This window comes from Nocardia sp. CA-135398 (genome assembly GCF_050955845.1).
Classification (GTDB): Bacteria; Actinomycetota; Actinomycetes; order Mycobacteriales; family Mycobacteriaceae; genus Nocardia.
The window spans coordinates 6,052,686-6,068,789 of the sequence record NZ_CP192084.1; the positions used below are offsets into that span (position 1 = coordinate 6,052,686).

The 16,104-nt window shown below is 63.1% G+C and carries 14 protein-coding genes; 11 read left to right on the forward strand and 3 right to left on the reverse strand.

Annotation, left to right across the window (positions count from 1 at the left end):
• Positions 1-138: 138 nt before the first annotated feature.
• Genes ACQP1T_RS26690 through ACQP1T_RS26700 form a run of 3 tightly spaced genes read left to right on the forward strand, consistent with a single transcriptional unit; the run spans position 139 to position 5,020 of the window.
• On the forward strand, positions 139-723 hold the full coding sequence (locus tag ACQP1T_RS26690; RefSeq protein ID WP_433755815.1) for a DUF4011 domain-containing protein: 585 nt from the start codon (positions 139-141) through the stop codon (positions 721-723).
• Positions 724-736: 13 nt separating this feature from the next.
• On the forward strand, positions 737-4,168 hold the full coding sequence (locus tag ACQP1T_RS26695) for an AAA domain-containing protein (RefSeq protein ID WP_433755816.1): 3,432 nt from the start codon (positions 737-739) through the stop codon (positions 4,166-4,168).
• On the forward strand, positions 4,169-5,020 hold the full coding sequence (locus ACQP1T_RS26700) for a hypothetical protein (RefSeq protein WP_433755817.1): 852 nt from the start codon (positions 4,169-4,171) through the stop codon (positions 5,018-5,020).
• A gap of 545 nt (positions 5,021-5,565) precedes the next feature.
• On the opposite strand, the gene ACQP1T_RS26705 is transcribed toward ACQP1T_RS26700, so the two are convergent.
• Positions 5,566-5,757 (reverse strand): hypothetical protein, encoded by a 192-nt coding sequence (locus tag ACQP1T_RS26705; RefSeq protein ID WP_433755818.1) that lies wholly within the window; start codon positions 5,755-5,757, stop codon positions 5,566-5,568.
• A 98-nt stretch (positions 5,758-5,855) separates the two neighbouring features.
• Positions 5,856-9,152 (reverse strand): hypothetical protein, encoded by a 3,297-nt coding sequence (locus ACQP1T_RS26710; protein ID WP_433755819.1) that lies wholly within the window; start codon positions 9,150-9,152, stop codon positions 5,856-5,858.
• A 731-nt stretch (positions 9,153-9,883) separates the two neighbouring features.
• Between ACQP1T_RS26710 and ACQP1T_RS26715 the strand changes: the two genes are divergently transcribed.
• The 7 genes from ACQP1T_RS26715 (at position 9,884) to ACQP1T_RS26745 (ending at position 13,069) form a co-directional block, all read left to right on the forward strand.
• On the forward strand, positions 9,884-10,060 hold the full coding sequence (locus ACQP1T_RS26715; protein WP_433755820.1) for a hypothetical protein: 177 nt from the start codon (positions 9,884-9,886) through the stop codon (positions 10,058-10,060).
• Positions 10,053-10,280, forward strand: coding sequence for a hypothetical protein (locus tag ACQP1T_RS26720; protein ID WP_433755821.1), 228 nt, complete (start codon positions 10,053-10,055; stop codon positions 10,278-10,280). Before ACQP1T_RS26715 ends, ACQP1T_RS26720 begins: the two co-directional genes overlap by 8 nt.
• On the forward strand, positions 10,252-11,019 hold the full coding sequence (locus ACQP1T_RS26725; protein ID WP_433755822.1) for a hypothetical protein: 768 nt from the start codon (positions 10,252-10,254) through the stop codon (positions 11,017-11,019). Before ACQP1T_RS26720 ends, ACQP1T_RS26725 begins: the two co-directional genes overlap by 29 nt.
• A 43-nt stretch (positions 11,020-11,062) precedes the next feature.
• Positions 11,063-11,269, forward strand: a complete 207-nt coding sequence (locus ACQP1T_RS26730; RefSeq protein WP_433755823.1) for a hypothetical protein — start codon at positions 11,063-11,065, stop codon at positions 11,267-11,269.
• On the forward strand, positions 11,266-11,505 hold the full coding sequence (locus ACQP1T_RS26735; protein ID WP_433755824.1) for a hypothetical protein: 240 nt from the start codon (positions 11,266-11,268) through the stop codon (positions 11,503-11,505). The genes ACQP1T_RS26730 and ACQP1T_RS26735 overlap by 4 nt, the downstream gene beginning before the upstream one ends.
• A 143-nt stretch (positions 11,506-11,648) precedes the next feature.
• Positions 11,649-12,536 carry a hypothetical protein gene (locus ACQP1T_RS26740; RefSeq protein ID WP_433755825.1) on the forward strand — a complete coding sequence of 296 codons (888 nt, stop codon included), beginning with the start codon at positions 11,649-11,651 and terminating at the stop codon, positions 12,534-12,536.
• Between the two features lie 299 nt (positions 12,537-12,835).
• Positions 12,836-13,069: a recombinase family protein gene (locus tag ACQP1T_RS26745; protein WP_433755826.1), complete on the forward strand. Its 234-nt coding sequence runs from the start codon at positions 12,836-12,838 to the stop codon at positions 13,067-13,069.
• A gap of 3 nt (positions 13,070-13,072) precedes the next feature.
• On the opposite strand, the gene ACQP1T_RS26750 is transcribed toward ACQP1T_RS26745, so the two are convergent.
• Positions 13,073-13,963 (reverse strand): hypothetical protein, encoded by an 891-nt coding sequence (locus ACQP1T_RS26750; protein WP_433755827.1) that lies wholly within the window; start codon positions 13,961-13,963, stop codon positions 13,073-13,075.
• 162 nt (positions 13,964-14,125) lie between these two features.
• On the opposite strand from ACQP1T_RS26750, the gene ACQP1T_RS26755 reads away from it, so the two are divergent.
• Positions 14,126-15,592 (forward strand): hypothetical protein, encoded by a 1,467-nt coding sequence (locus ACQP1T_RS26755; RefSeq protein ID WP_433755828.1) that lies wholly within the window; start codon positions 14,126-14,128, stop codon positions 15,590-15,592.
• Positions 15,593-16,104: the final 512 nt, after the last annotated feature.

Consider the following 16,104-nt stretch of genomic DNA (forward strand, 5'->3'; position numbering starts at 1 on the left):
TGGCACGACCGGGAATGTTGTTCCCCGAGTTGAACGCTCGTGACTGTTCAGCCATACTGTCGGACTCGGCATTGGCCGGGGGACTGCGGGGTGGTCTGTGCAGTCTCGTTCAAGTTAGCTTCTTCTGGAGTGGTGCTCATGACGAGCCAGTTGCGGGATCTGGCGGATGTGCTGCAAGGCAAGGCCGAGGAGTGGGCAAAGGAGCTTATTCAGCTCGACAGCCGTAACAGCCTGTTGAATTTCAGGATCACCAAGACGGCGACGCTGGATCTTGCGTCGAGTCCGGAAAGAGCGGTGGGGCGGCTGCTCTCGGGGGATGCGGTGAGGTTGAGGGAGCTGTTCGGCGATGAGCAGGGGTATCGGGAGGCGTGTACCCGCACCCGCAATGTGGTGCGCAGGATCCGGAGTTTCAGTGAGGAGCAGGGCGTCGATGTCGGACGTCTGGTTTTCGGTCGCGTGTCCAGCGATGGGGGCAAGCGTGGAGGTGCGCGGGCGCCGATTGCGTTGCGGGCGCCGCTGCTGCTGTATCAGATCGCGATTCAGGCCCGTACGGCCGCGGAGAACGATTTTTCGTTGCAGGTCACCGCTGAGCCGGAGCTGAACCCGGTTCTTCTGCATTGTTTGGAGCGCGAATACGGTGTGCGGGTCGACACAGCGGTACTCGACGAACTGACGAACGGCGCTGACATCGAGTCCAGCCCACGGGGGTTGGCTGAACGGTGAACGTGTATTTCGTGTGATCGCCGACGCCGCTGGTGAGCACGGAGTCACTCTCGATCTGGCGGCGATGGTCGCGGTCGGTATCTGCAATTACTCGAAACTGCCGATGGTCGATGACTTGATGTCCGCGGCGGTGTTGCTTGCCGAGCACGACCTGATCGTGGCGCTTGCAAGTGGTGGGCTCACTGGTGTGGATGCGGGCACGGGTGGTCTCTACACACCCGCTGCGCCTGATGCTGTTCGACCGCGGGATGACTACTTGGTCTTGGACGCGGACTCGTCCCAGTATCGTGCGGTGGCAACAGCCCTGGCCGATCGCCATGTGGTGATCGATGGGCCGCCGGGGACCGGGAAGAGTCAGACCATCGCCAATCTGATCGCGGCGGGGGCTGCGGCGGGGTTGAAGATCTTGTTCGTGGCGGAGAAGCGCGCCGCGATCGAGGCGGTGACCAATCGGCTCACCGAGATCGGTTTGGGTGGTTTGGTGCTGGATCTGCACCAGTCCAGGGTCACTGGTCGCGCGGTGGCGGCGCAGTTGGCCGAAAGCTTCGAGCAGTTGGTTCGCGTTCCTGTCGCCGAAGGCACGGAGCTGGATCGGGAGTTGGAGCGCAGTCGCAGGAAGTTGAATGACTTTGTGCAGGCTGTGCACACCTGCCGTGCACCGTGGCAGTTGAGCCCGTATCAGGTGCGGGAGGCGCTGGTGCGATCACGCGGCGGTATCGAGACGACCCTGCGGTTGGGGACCTTGACCCATTTCACCCCGGAGGTGCGTCGGGCTATCGAGGAGGATCTTCAGCAATTCGTTGCCAACGGTGGCCTGCGGCTCATTCGCCGAGAATCACCATGGTGGAGGGCGCGTGTGTCGACGGTCGAGGACGCGCGCCAGGTGCTGGCGCAGTTGGAGGAGGTCACCACCCGCACACTGCGCCACAGCCAGACGAGCATGCGAGAGCTGGTCGCGCAGGTGGGGTTGCCCGAGCCACGCGATTTCCAGGGATGGGACCGCACTCTGAACCTGCTGAGCGCGATGTCGGACAGCGCGGCAACACTGGGTGGTGATATCTTCGCCCGCCCGCTGGCCGAGTATCAGATGGCGACGATGTCGTGGCGTGAGCGCCGCGGTCAGGAACCGAAACTGGGGTGGCGGCGCCGATCAGCATTGCTGAAAGAGCTGCGGCACAACCGTGCTGGTATTACCGACAAGTCCGTTCTGCGGGTGGAGGTCACCAAGGTCATCGACCAGCTCGAACAATGGCGGCGGATGTCCGGTGCTGGTACCGGACCCGCGGATATCGGTGATTTCCGGGCGGTCGGTCATCAGTACGGGCGTTTGAGGGAGCAGCTGGCGGCGATCGCGATGTGCGCGAGTCTAACGTTGGATCAGCAGCCCCTCGACGAGATCGACCGGGAGCTGCAGGTGCTGGCCGGGGATCGCGCGATGGTTCCGTTCCTGCCCGATCTCACCGCACAGTGGGCGCGGCTGCGCAACGCTGGACTGGAGGCGCTGTTGAACGAGATCGCTACTCGCGCTGTCGATCCCGAACAGTCGGTGACGTTATTCCGACATGCGCTGATGCGCTCGCTCGAGGAAGAGTTCATGCTCACCTGCCAGCCGCTGCGCGAGTTCAAGGTCGACTCACACAGCCAGCTCGTGGAGCGGTTCAAGCACAGCGATCAGGACCATCAAGACCTCGCGGTGCGTCGAATCCTGCGCCAGGTCGCGAGCGCCGCTCAGCAAGTGAGTATCGATCACCATGCCGAGTACACGTTGTTACGTAGCGAGGCGAAGAAGAAGCGGGGCCACCGCAGTGTCCGCAAACTGGTCTCCGAAGCACCGAATGTTATGTTGGCGGTGCGTCCGTGCTGGGCGATGTCGCCGCTGGTGGTCAGCCAAGCGCTACCCGCACAACAGCTGTTCGACATCGTCGTCTTCGACGAAGCCAGCCAGGTGCAGCCCCACGACGCGATCACCTCGATCATGCGCGGGCGACGCCTCGTGGTCGCAGGCGACGACAAACAACTGCCACCGACGACGTTCTTCGACCGCGCCGACACCGACGACGCAGACCCCGAAGACAACGACCATGTGGAACTGCGCGACTACGAGTCGATCCTGACCACGCTCCAGCCACTGATCCCCAACCGCTGCCGCCTGCAATGGCACTACCGCAGCCAGGACGAACGACTGATCCAATTCTCCAACGAAGAAATCTACGACCGCGAACTGGTCACCTTCCCCGGAGCCCGCACCGACCCACCAGTGCGACTCGAAACCGTCGACGGCCGAGTCCATCCCGGTGAACGTGGATCCGCGGACGCGGAAGTCGAACGAGTCATAGAACTGGTCTTCGAGCACGCCGCGAACCAGCCACACGAAAGCCTCGGTGTCATCACTCTGGGCGTCACACATCAGAAGAAACTCGACATGGCGTTTCGGCGAGCCCGTGAACACAGGCCGGAGCTGGATGAGTTCTTCGCCGAGGACCACGGGCCCACTCAACGCTTCTTCATCAAGAACATCGAAACCGTCCAGGGCGACGAACGCGACGCCATTATCCTCAGCGTCGGAGTCGCGAAGAACGCCACAGGCGGTGTCAACAAGCAGGGTTTCGCCGTGCTGAACCACGAAGGCACTGAACGACGCATCAACGTCGCGGTCACCCGAGCCAAACGGCGCATGACCGTTGTCTGCTCGTTTCCACCCGGCGCCCTGCAACCCGACGGTCGAATGACCGGCACAGAAATGCTGCGCCGCTACCTGGAAGCCGCAAGCCACCACGGCCACACCGACCCGGTAGCCCGCCCAACCGCGACCGACCTCAACGGCTTCGAACAAGCAATCCTCGACGGACTGACCGGACACGGCATCGCAGTGATCCCACAGTGGGGAGTCTCGGGCTACCGCATCGACTTCGCACTCGCCCACCCCGACAAACCAGGCCACATGGTCCTGGCCGTCGAAGCCGACGGCGACAGCTACCACCGCAGCACCAGCGCCAGAGACCGAGACCGGCTGCGTCAACAACACCTCGAACGACTCGGCTGGCGATTCCACCGCATCTGGGCATCAGCCTGGTTCACCCACCCGGAACAAGAACTACGCCGCACCATCGAAGCCTGGGAACGCGCCGTCCAACTCGCTGATACGAAGCCCACCCCGGAAACCACCACGCCGCAGCGCTCTGTCCCCGAGTTCCCGACACACGCCCGCCCGACCCTGCCACGACCCGACGTCCACCCCGGCCTACCGATTGACGGCTACACCCACCAACAGGTGGTCGCGATGTTCCTGTGGCGCATGTCGGATGGACTGTTACTCGACCGTGAGGAACGGACACGGCAGATCCGCACCGATCTGGGATTCAAACGCCGCGGCAGCAAGATCGACGCCCGTCTGAGCAGCGCGCTCGACGAAGCTCAGCGCATACGAGACAAGGAAGAATCATAAATGGCCACTCTGGATCCCAAGACCGTGGAACGACTGGCGCGAATCATCATCGACCCTGACGGACCTTACGCACGAACCGGCCGCGAACTCGAATCGCTACTTGCACAAGCCGGTTGGCAGAATCCCCCCGAATACGATGGAACACCCCGGATCCCCTGGCTCATCGAGCAACTCGACGAACGCGAGGATCCCGACCGCGATCTCGAACGTCTGCTGTGCCGGGTCTGCGACCCCCTCGAATACGACGAAGGGCACGCGGCAGCACAAATATTCCGTGACGCCGTCAACACCGTACTCGCCGCCGAGGGACTCACCATCCTCGACACCGGCGGCCGACCCGTGATCGCTGAACTCGGCGCCAACGGAACAGGATCCTTCAACGCCGAACCCCACGACCTCGACACCCGTATACACCGACTCATCGGCAACCAGCAAACAGCGGAAACACTCACCAAACGAGCCGGCGAAGCCCGAATCTGCCAACGCAACGGCGCATACACCATGGCCGTCATCGCTATCGGCAGCCTCGTCGAAGGCATGCTCCTCACAATGCTCACCGAACGCGACGACCGCTGCCGCAACAACAAATTCGTCGACAGCAAAGGAAAATTCGCCACCAACCCCCACCCCAACCTCGCCTCACTGATCGACACCGCCCACGCCTGCGGATGGATACAACTCGACGCCAAAACCTTCATGCACACCGTCCGCAACTTCCGCAACTACATCCACCCCGGCAAAGAACTCGCCGACAACCCCGACTTCGACAACGACAGCGTCGGACTCTGCTGGGCACCCCTACAAGCAATGCTCAACGACCTCGAACAAAAATTCGAGATAGAGGTAGTCTGAGCCCATCATCCACACCGGAAAGACTGGGGCTGCTGCATATTCTGTCGCCAGGGCTCATCAGGTCATGCTCGCGATCGGCGGCGACTGTCTGCTCCCACGCCAACATCGTCGCCTGAACCTGCTCCGAGTCATCGACGGCGCCCTGCTATCTGGACTTCACCCCACGCAACCCGATACACGACATCACCGACGCGATCCACGTAATCGACTTCGATCACCTCCCGCTTCGACCTCGCCGCCCGCCCGAGCATCTACCGCCTCCTTTGAGCGCTCGACAATACCGAAGTGCGGAGGACCTGGCACCCGCGCTGTCGCTCCAGGACACTGAAGTCATGCAAGGCTGGTTCGTTTTGGTTGGGGCAGTCACCGGGGGTTTGATCGCGATCATTGGCCAGTACGCCATACGGCTGGCAGACCGGCGAAACGCACTCGTTGACCTCGTCCCGGAGCAGTGTGCGCAGGTGATTGCGCTAGAGGAAGATATCCGGAATCGGGTATGGGAGGAGCGCGCACTCGGGTTACGGGGGCCTGTATCCGAGTGGCCCTTAGCCGAATACCGGCTGGCCGAAGCCCGCTTGAAGGTCGCTTGCAGGGATGAAGCGCTGCACGATGCGTTGCAGAACATGCAGGCTGCAGGTGGGGCGCTGGGCAAAGCTTGGCGACAAGATCAGCGGGATGAGGACGCAGTCGAGAACGCATGGCAGCAACATCGTGAGGCTCTCGATCACCTCATCCAAGTCAGCGGGGCTGTTGTGGAGGGCGCCAAAGGAATTCGCTGGCGTAGGTCAATCCGCTAGAACTGCAACATCCGCACGACTGAACCCACCGCACCGCCCTACGCCAGATCGCTCCACGACCATGCCTCGGCAGGAGTTCCGTCCGGCTCCCGGCCAAAGAGCAGCTGTTTCTTCAACTCAGGCGAGGTGTCCAAGTACAGTTCGAACATGCCTGCGGCTGGCAGCCGCCCACAAATAGTCGCTATCTGCTCCTCAGCGCCCGCCGCTCGCAACCCGCCCAACAGCGTGGCGACCTCCTCCGACTGGTCGAGGGTGACGTGAGCGGCGGGATCGCGGGCCAATAGGACACGCACCTGCTCCTCGGCGCCCACCCAGCGCAACGCTCCCAACAGCATGGCGACCTCCTCCGACTGGTCGAGGGTGACACGAGCGGCAGGATCGCGGGCCAATAGGACACGCACCTGCTCCTCGGCGCCCAATTCACGCAGCCCGCCCAACAGCACGGCCACCCTGTACGGGTTGTCGAGGGCGACATGCGTAGCCGCCCGCTCCGCCAACACCCCCACCAACTCCTCAGCCCCCGCAGCCCGCAACCCGCCCAACAGCACGGCCACCTTGTACGGGTTGTCGAGGGCGATATGCGTAGCCGCCCGCTCCGCCAACACCCCCACCTGCTCCTCAGCCCCCGCAGCCCGCAACCCGCGCAAGAGCACGGCCACCCTCTCCGGATTGTCGAGGGCGATATGCGTAGCCGCCCGCTCCGCCAACACCCCCACCTGCTCCTCAGCCCCCGCAGCCCGCAACCCGCGCAAGAGCACGGCCACCCGATACGGGTCGTCGACGGCGACATGCGTAGCCGCCCGCTCCGCCAACACCCCCACCAACTCCTCAGCCCCCACCTCCCACAACCCATCCAACAGCCGGGCCACTCCGGCTGGGTTGTCGAGGCCAACATGGACGGCGGCCCGCTCCGCCAACACCCCCACCTGCTCCTCAGCCCCCACCTCCGACAACACGCCCAACAACTCGGCCAGCCCTGTCGGGTCGTCGAGGACAACATGAACTGCGGGATCGCGAGCCAGCAACACCCGCACCTGCTCCTCGGCCCCAACCGCCGACAACGCGCCCAACAGCCTGGCCACCCGTTCCGGGTTGTCAAGGGCGACATGCACAGCGGCTCGTTCCGCCAACACCCCAACCTGTACCTCGGCCCCGAACGCCCGCAACCCGTCCAACAGCACGGTCACGTTGTAGGAGTCGAGGGTGATGTGAGCAGCGGCCCGCCCCGCTAACACCTCCGCCAACTCCTCGGCCCCTACCTCCCGCAACCCGTCCAAGAGCTCGGCCACTCCGTCTGGGTTGTCGAGGGCAACATGGACAGCGGCCCGTCCCGCCAACACCCGCACCTGCTCCTCGGCCCCCACCTCCCACAACACGCCCAACAGCCGAGCCACCCAATATGGGTCGTTTAGGGCGACGTGAGTAGCGGGATCGCGAGCCAGCAGCACCGGCAACTTCTCCTCGGTCCCCACCTTCCGTAACCTTTCCAACAGCAAGGCCACGCGCTGTGGGTCGTCGAGGACGAAGTGAGCAGCGGCCCGCTCCGCCAACGCGCTTACCTGCTCCTCGGCCCCCACTCGCTGAAACTGATCCAACAATCCAGCCACCTCGAGCGGGTCGTCGAGAGCAACATGAGCAGCAGCCCACGCGGCGGGTCGATGGTCGTTGTGGAACAGGGCATGGAGTTTGGCTACGAGGGATCTCGCCGCTTCGATCTCGCCGTGCCCGGTGGCGTTCTTCCATAGTTGAGCGGCGTCGCGGTACAGGCCACGATCCGATGCAGCGTCGGCGAAGGTGTGCTGGTGATTCGGCTGGGTGTGGGCAGCGGCGGCTTCCCAGAACCCGATCGGCGGAATCAGGTTTGCGCGCTCGCTGCGCCCGAACTGTTCGAGGTAGTCGGCCAACTGATACACCGGCTCCCCGACCACCGACACCCCACTCCGCCTAGCCGCGCGACTGGTGCCGGAGGACAGCGGTCGATCACGGATCAGGGTAATCGGCCCCCGCGCCCCCTTACAGTTCCGGCTTGTCTCCGCAAGGGCAAGTTCGAACCAGTTCTCCCCCAACCCATCCCAGACGGTGTCGGGAATGTAGGCGGCTGCGGCGTCGCGCAGCAGGGTGAACGGCAACGTGTTGGGGTGACCCAACCGCAGCGCGTCCATCGCTACCTCGATCACCGCCTGCGCCGAGACCGAGACCTGACGTCGATAGCGGTCGATCAGTTCCGGCCCGCCAGCCAGATATTGGGTGATCTGCCCGCCCTCGGCCGACTCACACGCCAGCGCAAGCCGCGCATCGCTGCCAGAGGCGCGTCGCATCGCTTCGAGATCGGTGCCGGTGAACGTCGGCGGCACGTCAATGATCACTCCGTTGAGCAATTTGCGGGTCTCCGAGACCGCGTCCGTGCACAAGGTGTTGTAGTGCTCGCGCCACAGGCTGCCCAGGATCAATACCGGTCCGCAGCGAGGATCGGTGAGCAGCCTGCTCAGCGCGGTGGCGGCCCGCTCGCGTTCCTCGGGTGACGAAACCGGCAGATAGCGTTGGGTTTCGTTGAGCCACAACACTGTCCGCGGCCCTACCCGCGACAGACACTCGTCGAAATCCTGTCGACGAGTCGGAAACCGCGGATGCCACAACCGCCACCCACCCTGCTCACGCAGTGGGGCCAGTGCCTCCCACAACGCCCGCGTCTTGCCCGTTGAGGACCCACCCAACAAGATCGCGACCCCACTCTCACCCGCCACCGCCCGACCCACCACCACGGCCAAGCGGTCATCGTGGACACGACGCACATACGGCGGCAACACCGATTGATGCTCACCGGCCCGGTCGGCGGTGATCGGCTCGTGCACCTCCAACAGGAACGGATCAACCACCTCGGCCAGCGGCAGCCCCAGCTGCGGATCCCGCTCGGCGGCGACCAGCGCCAGATCGCTCGCTGCCACCCCCGCTGGCGTCTCTGACAGTGCTTTTACGACAACCTGATCCCGGTCAGCTGCCAGACCCTCGGTACCTGTGGCCGATCGGGATTCGGCATAGGCGGCAGCGCGCAGCCTCCTCCAGTGGGCCTGCGCGGTCCCCGGCCACGGCAACGATGCCGCAGTGTGCAGGCACTCCAACACCAGTCCGAAATCCTCGTCACCACGAGGGATACGCGGATCGGGTTTGAACCAGTCACTGATCGTCGCCGCCGACACCGACCGGTTACGACGCTGCCGAATCCACTGCGAGACCTTGCCCGCACTCAACCCAGACCGAGTACGCAACGCAGCCAGATCGGTCACGAACCGTTCCCGTGCCGCCCCCCGCCAGGCTGTGGTCGCCTGCTCACCCACCCAGCGTCTCCTTCCTCGACTCGTACCCGACTCGACCCGACTCGACGGAAACGAGAAACCTGTCCCTACATGCGATTTCACCCCACCGTAGCTGCATCGACGCGTTGTACGGTATCGAATCCGCACCGCTTCATGGTCACAACAACCCACACGGACCGGAAGCGAGACCACCCGATGACCGACACCACCCCCCAACAGTCCCCCGGTTGCTCCAACCCCACCGGACCGAACTGGATATCCCGATGCTGGCACCGCGTCCGCACCCCGCTGGTAACTGCCTCGGCCACCGCTGGCGTCTGGGTCGTGAGCGGCGCCCTGGGCGAACTCGGCACCCGTATCATCGAGTGGCTCTGGTGACCGCGACTCGGCCATCCGCTTCCAAATCCAGGCACCGAATTCTCGGTATGGGCGAGTGGGGCTTGTCTCGAAACAGCGGACGTGGACGGGGGGTGGAACGCGACAGCTGCGAATCACGTTGCAGCTCAACTAGCGGCGACGGATGCAACTGGGCGACCAGCTCACTGGCAGGCTCGTCGCCTTCGAATACCGGATCAACGACGACTGGCGCTTACCCCTGGAGCGAAGGCCAGCACCCCGAACGGAAAGCAGCAGTCGGTATTTCGCTAACCAGACAGCACGAACGAACCCGGAAGCAGACTTCCAAAGCATCTTCACCGACAGAGCCGAGGGCGAGGCTCTCGCCCAGCAGCCAGGCGTTCTACTGCGCGATCATGTCCTCGGGCGCGGACCCGATCGGCACTGTCCGCCTGCTGCGAGCCCGGGGAGCCGACCCGACCAAAGCGACGATGAAGTCGTACTTCGGATCGACGAGTCCCCTGGACGCTGTGAAGAAAATCGGCAACGATCCCGCCATGCGGGCCGAGTTCGCGGATCCGCTGAATGCATGACAACCCAGACCTCGACGCCGCTATCGCGGAGATCAAGGTCAAAACCAGCCAACTACAGGCCGCGATCGCCAAAATCCGCGCAGCACCGGTACCGCGCGGCAAGCACGCCAGCCACGAGAAGCTCAAGGCTTCTGCTGACGGGCGAGCACTCGAATATACGAACACTGTTGAGCCGGAGCTAGTCTCGGATCATGGTGTTGTCGGCTGGAGCGTCGATTGATGCGATGCTGTCCCTTGCGGACAGCAATCCCCGCGATTGGCCGCCGCACCTGCGCCCTTTCCATCGATGGGACTGGGGCGAGGTGGCGTCGCCGGACGATATCGACCCGCGTCAATTGCCTTGGTATGAGCTGATGATCCGTGTTGCAGAGCATTTCTGGCATTGGCGTTGGGCTCAACTAGGCCGCCCTCTTCGTTGGAGTACACCCGAACCCGACACTGCTGTCCTGCTGGAGCGTCTGCTGGGTCACTCCGACAAGCCGTGGTCAAGTGCCGGGTTCGATGTGGGGCTTGATCTGGTTTCACGCACGGATATGGGTCATGTGGTCGTGTGGGTGGAGAGCCTGACACCTGAGCGTGAGGTCGAGTTGCACGCGGCTGGCCATGTAGAACCGCGAGGCTTCCTCGTATTCGATTCTGTCAGAGCTGCTTTGGACTGCGAAAGGCTGAGTAGCCACCTTCGTCGTGCCGTGAGCGGGTGGCTGCCTGACGATGTAGATCCGGCCCAGCCGCTGCGGGTGGTGGGTCTTGAGGATCATCTACCGTCGGACTACTACCGGTGTCGTTATTCGTTGATTCACGCGCTCGATCAGCTTCGGGCATTGTTGTTGCATCGTCATTTGTGCGCGAGTGAGCCGCCTGGCCGGTTGTTCGTTGCGCGCCGTCGCCTTACTCGTGGCCCGAATGTCCGTAGGTTGGCCCAGCTTTCTTGTCAACCTGCGGGATTGGTGCGCGTCTAGGTACGTTCGCACGCTGTCCCGCGTTCTCGCGCAGGAGGATTGCGTGTTTTTCTCGTTGTTGCTGTTCGTGGCGGCGCAGCCTGAGCCCACCATGCCGTGGTGGGTGCTGGCGCTGCCGGTGATCGTGATCGTGGTGTTGGTGGTCGTTGCCGCGTTGGTGGCGGTGCTGGCTGGTGGCGAGCGGTCCGCCCGGGCGCAGCTGGTGCTGGGCGATCTGCTGGCGATGCTGCGGCGAGGTGGTCGTCGGTGAGTGCGGTGCGGGGGCGAGGTAGGCCGATGCTGTGCCCGACCGTGGTGTTGGAACGGGTGCTGGCGATGTCGGCGGACGGGTTGTCGGATTCGCAGATCAGCGAGGTTCTCAATGATGAAGGCGTCGCGACACCTGCTGGAGGCCAGCGGTGGCAGCGCTGCCACGTCTGGCGGTTGCGCCGCACAGCCGCAGCCGTGCGGCGAGGCACGGCCGCGGGGACACACGAGGCCGTGTGAGCGGTCCAAGCACAGCGAGACCTGGACTGGGGCGGGACCAGTGACCACCACTGCAGCAGTCGCGGCGGCCGAAACGACGTAGTCCGACCTGGTTTCGACCAGAAATTAGCGGAACAGAGCCAACGCGCCTCTACGCTGACGACATGACCCCGACAGCGTCCGTGGTGTCGCTCGATCATGAGATCGAGCGCCTGAACATGCTCGCGTTGTGGCACGACACCTCAAAGTCCGACGTGCGATGGCGGAAAGCCGCTGGCTTCATTCAGATCGACAACAGTGCGTTCCTCGATATCTTGCGCTCACTCAACAAGGAGATGGTGCGGCGCAGCCTCATCCAAATGTGCCACCTCGACAAGCATCAGGCGCATCTCCACGCTGATGGCCTAAGTGAATCCCGACATGGCATCAGGTGGCTGCACCGCTCTGGATCTTTCCGGTCCGCCACACTCCGATTTGCTCTCACTGACGTTGAACGTCGAGCGCTCGGCAGAGTAGGAACCGAGTCCGCGCTCACCACGGATGCCGTCTATCTCGATTTCAATTTCCAGCAGGCATCAAGGCTCGCCCGCGAAGCGTTGGCAATGGGCAGTGTGGTCTTGCCGCCCGTGGCACCCGCAGGCGGCTACCCGAGGCGCGACGACCGCTTGCTTGCAGACTGGCTGCAACGACGCCGCAGGATGATCCGAGCGGGTGCGTCCCCTGGCTCGGAGGCATCCCGCGCGGCGTTCCACCACGCACTGGAGGTCCTGCTCCGCGCAGCGGAGACCACTTACCACCGCGCTCGGGCACAACTGTTCACCGTCGGCACGGTCGTTGGACTCGGTGAAGCGCTGGGTGTACCCCGACGCTGCCTCTCCGCCGAAGCAAGCCAAGCGGCTTCTGCCGCCATTCGTGTCCTTGCCGAGCGACTCCTTGTACCCGGATACCCGGGCAGGGCTGTCGCTGCCTCACCACGCGTATGCCGAGGCCCCAACACCGCAGGTGCTTCCTCACCTCCAAACCACCTGCGGGGCAAGCGCATCCCACGTTGATAGACCGTGCGCTCCCCGTGCTCGCCACAGGAGTGCACCTTGCTGGACCTGTCCACCTTCGCCTGGGGAACTGCATCCCAGCTGCTCGGGGCCATTGTGCTGACACCGTTGGTCGCAATGACTTTGCTCACCCTGGTCGCTGCCCTCGTTGCTCTGTTCTGCCCGGACGCCCGCGGGGACCGAGCAATCCAGTTGTTCGAGGCAGCTCTTGAGGCGCTTCTGTGGTTGGTGGCCGCCGTACTTCGCGTTCGGCGCTCACCGCGGAGTCAAGGCCGCCAACTGCGGCGCCGGTCCCAGCGATGACCGCGCCACGCCGCAGGGGGCGGCCCCGACTGTGTCCCGACGACGTCGTGAGCAAGATCGTCGAAATGCACCGGGGTGGAACTGGATACCGTGCCATCTGCCGAGTGCTCAACGACAGTGGGATCCCCACCCCCGCAGGGCGCACGAGGTGGTATCCGTCCCATGTTTCTCGGTTATTGAACACGAGGAATGTGGTCGAACGGTTCGGTCGGCCCAGGTCGGGGCGGTAGTCGTCAGGGCTTCCATACGGGGTCGCCGAACCGTCCCCGGAACTCGGTGTCGATGTGCTGGAGATCAGGGGCTTGCTGGAGACCGAACACCCTCGTCGCCGCGAGCCAGCATCTGTCCTGCTCGGAACGCATGAGAATCAGGTCCTGATGCCAGTGACCATTCCGGGCTGTGAAGAACACCCGAAGGTAGTTCTCGTCTTTCAACGACCATTTCGCTGACCGGAAATAGGCGGGTGCATCGACGTCGCCCCACTCCTGCGCGTACTGCTGCTGGCCGGTGTCCATGTCGATGATCCGGATGCTGACGTTGTAGAGCGGGTACTCGCCGTCCTTGATGACGATGAACTGCTGGGCCACCGCTTCGACGAGGTCGAAGTGGTACAGCATGACGTGCGCGTAGGTGTCACCACCTGTCAGTGTCGCGTGTCGCCGCTCCTCGGCATTCTCGTCCTCTAGATAGAACTGCCGACGAACCGGACCCATGCGCGGCTGGTCGAGCACCGCAACGCAGCGCTCCAGGTGGTACAACTCGACTGCCTTGTCGGTCATGCCAACCAGCCTGTCCCGTTCGTTGATCGTCAGCTCCTGGTTGGTGACGAAGGCGATGCCGTCGGCACCGTTCGAATCGATGCCGGCCAAGTCCGCCAGGAACTTCTTCTTGATTGCGCCGACGCTCTGTTGCCCGCGGGGGAAGTACACGGCCATGATCCATTTCTTCCTGTCGCGATCGGCGATAGCGTCTCGGCGGCCGTCCGGCCCGCCAAGCGGGCGAGAGGGGTCGAGATTCTTGTAGCCCTCGGCGAGCAGAACTTGCGCGGCAAGGCGCTCTGAGGGGGCTTGTCCATGGGTCCACTCCCGCAGCCGGTACCAGGTCTCGTCCGGTCGCTTGGACATCGGCGCTACTCCTTGGCTCAAACGATCAGGGGGGTTGTCATTTTCACCGGTGACGCCGCTTTGACAGTCCGGATCGGTGCGTATGGCCGTGACGGGCCGTTGCTCTGACCGGTCAATTAAACCGGGGGACAGTTGGATCATTGCCAGGCACAATCTGACGGCGTGGGATCCTACGAGCTACCGAAACCGATGAGGTGGGTACCGACAGCGGTTGTCATCGATACGAACCTCTGGGGCCGAGGCACACTCGACATCACCCGCCTACGGGACCTCGCCAGAAGACTTGCGAAACTGCGCGTAAAAGTCTGGATCCCAACACAGGTCGTCATGGAGTGGGCCAGACACGCCGTCGACGATATTGAACTGATCATCCCGTCGTGGACGAGCCTCCGGAGGGCAGGACTGGTGGACGACAGACTTCCTCTGTCGCAGGATATTTCAGTCATGCTCAACCAACTGCTGGAGGCTGTGAACGCCGTCGACAACGTCACGGTCTTGCCGATGAACGGGGCGGCAGCTGTTGCGGGTATCCGAGATCAGATACTTCGGACTGGGGCCGGGACCGTACGACAAGGTGTCCGTACCGGCGCGGCCGATTCGTCGTGGGTGCGAGATGCTCTGATTGCCGCGAATAACGAACCTAGCCGAATTGTCTTCCTCACCAAGAACAGCAAAGACGTCTACGGCACGATGCAGCGGCTGGGGATCTCCACGGAGGATATCTACGTCCGGCCCGAACATCGACTGCTCGATTCGATTGCGGCGGTCGCCAATGCATCCGAACAGATGACGGCCATCGTTGCGCACCATCTGCTTGAGCTCCGCCACCGGGAAGTGAACAAAGGGCTGCGGGTAGTCACTGATGCCTGGCTCAAAGTAGACGATATCTCCGTCGACTACGAGTCATTCGGAGGTGGGGGTGGCGAGGGGCTCGATGCAATAGATGTCCGAATTCTCCCTGAACCGTTGCTGGTTGGGATGACGAAGCTCAAGGTTGTCAGTGGTGGTGCTGTCGACGCCACAATCGAGTTCGAGGCAATTCTCTTTGGTGACCTTGATCTCAGTAGGCGAGAGATCGGCGACGATGGGACTGTGCGGTCCTGGCAGGGCACCAATGAGAACGCTGTCATCAAAGTTCCGCTCGTCGCGGAGGTTTCAGACGGCAACGTAAATGGTGTCACTGCCGCAGGCGAGGCTCGCGCCGAAGCGGAACCACGGTGGTTCAACACGCCAGCCATTGCTCTCGCCTGGCTCACGGACAGCCTGTCATCGCTGGCGGGAGTTGGCGTCGATCTTGAAGCCGAAAACTTGACTGATGGATTTATGCTAACTGGAGTCGGCGGACGCACGGTCAGTTGTGACCTCGCCTATTACTCAGATGATGAATGGACTCTGAGCTTCAGTGGCGAGTCGATCCGCGCGGCGATGGTCTGCCGTGGCGACCGCAATACGCCGCGCATGCGACAATCTGCAAGCGGAAGAATGGTGAAGCTACGGCGCAACTTTGAGGTCCGAGGTGAGGCAGCCGACGGGCACACAACGAGTCCGTTCCCGATTCTCGCCGCGGTTTGGGACTACCTCGTTGACGGGATGGCCCATCGTCGCGACGTCGCTGCTGTGTGTGGGTGATAGCGGTGCGCGCATTGCGCTGCGCGGCGGCCAGGGACATACGGTCATTGCCGACGTTCCACCATGCGCGATTCGTTCGTGACCGGCGTGGTTGCTGACCAGCCCCCGCTACTTGTCATCAAACCCGCCATTTAATGGCTGACGTCAACCAACGACGCTCGAACACGCCAACGCTAGCAATCGACATCACACCCGAGAGCGGGTAGGTATCCAATGTATCCGCAGCTCAGCGGCCCAATGAGACCAACTACACTCAACGGGTGCCCGCGCTTGACAACGATGCCAATCGCAAGCTAGTTCCATGTGAGTACATGGAGTTACCCATGTACTCGCAAGTAAGGCGCGCGGGACGCAAAATGCGCCAGCACCGTACGGGCCAAGTGGCCATAGATCGCTCATATAAAACTCAGGCGCACTGGCTCACCCGTTGTGCGAGCATGCACAGATGTCACTGCTACCGCCGGAACCTCAGATCTTCGAGAGACGTGGTGTTATCCGTTGGGCCGTCGGAA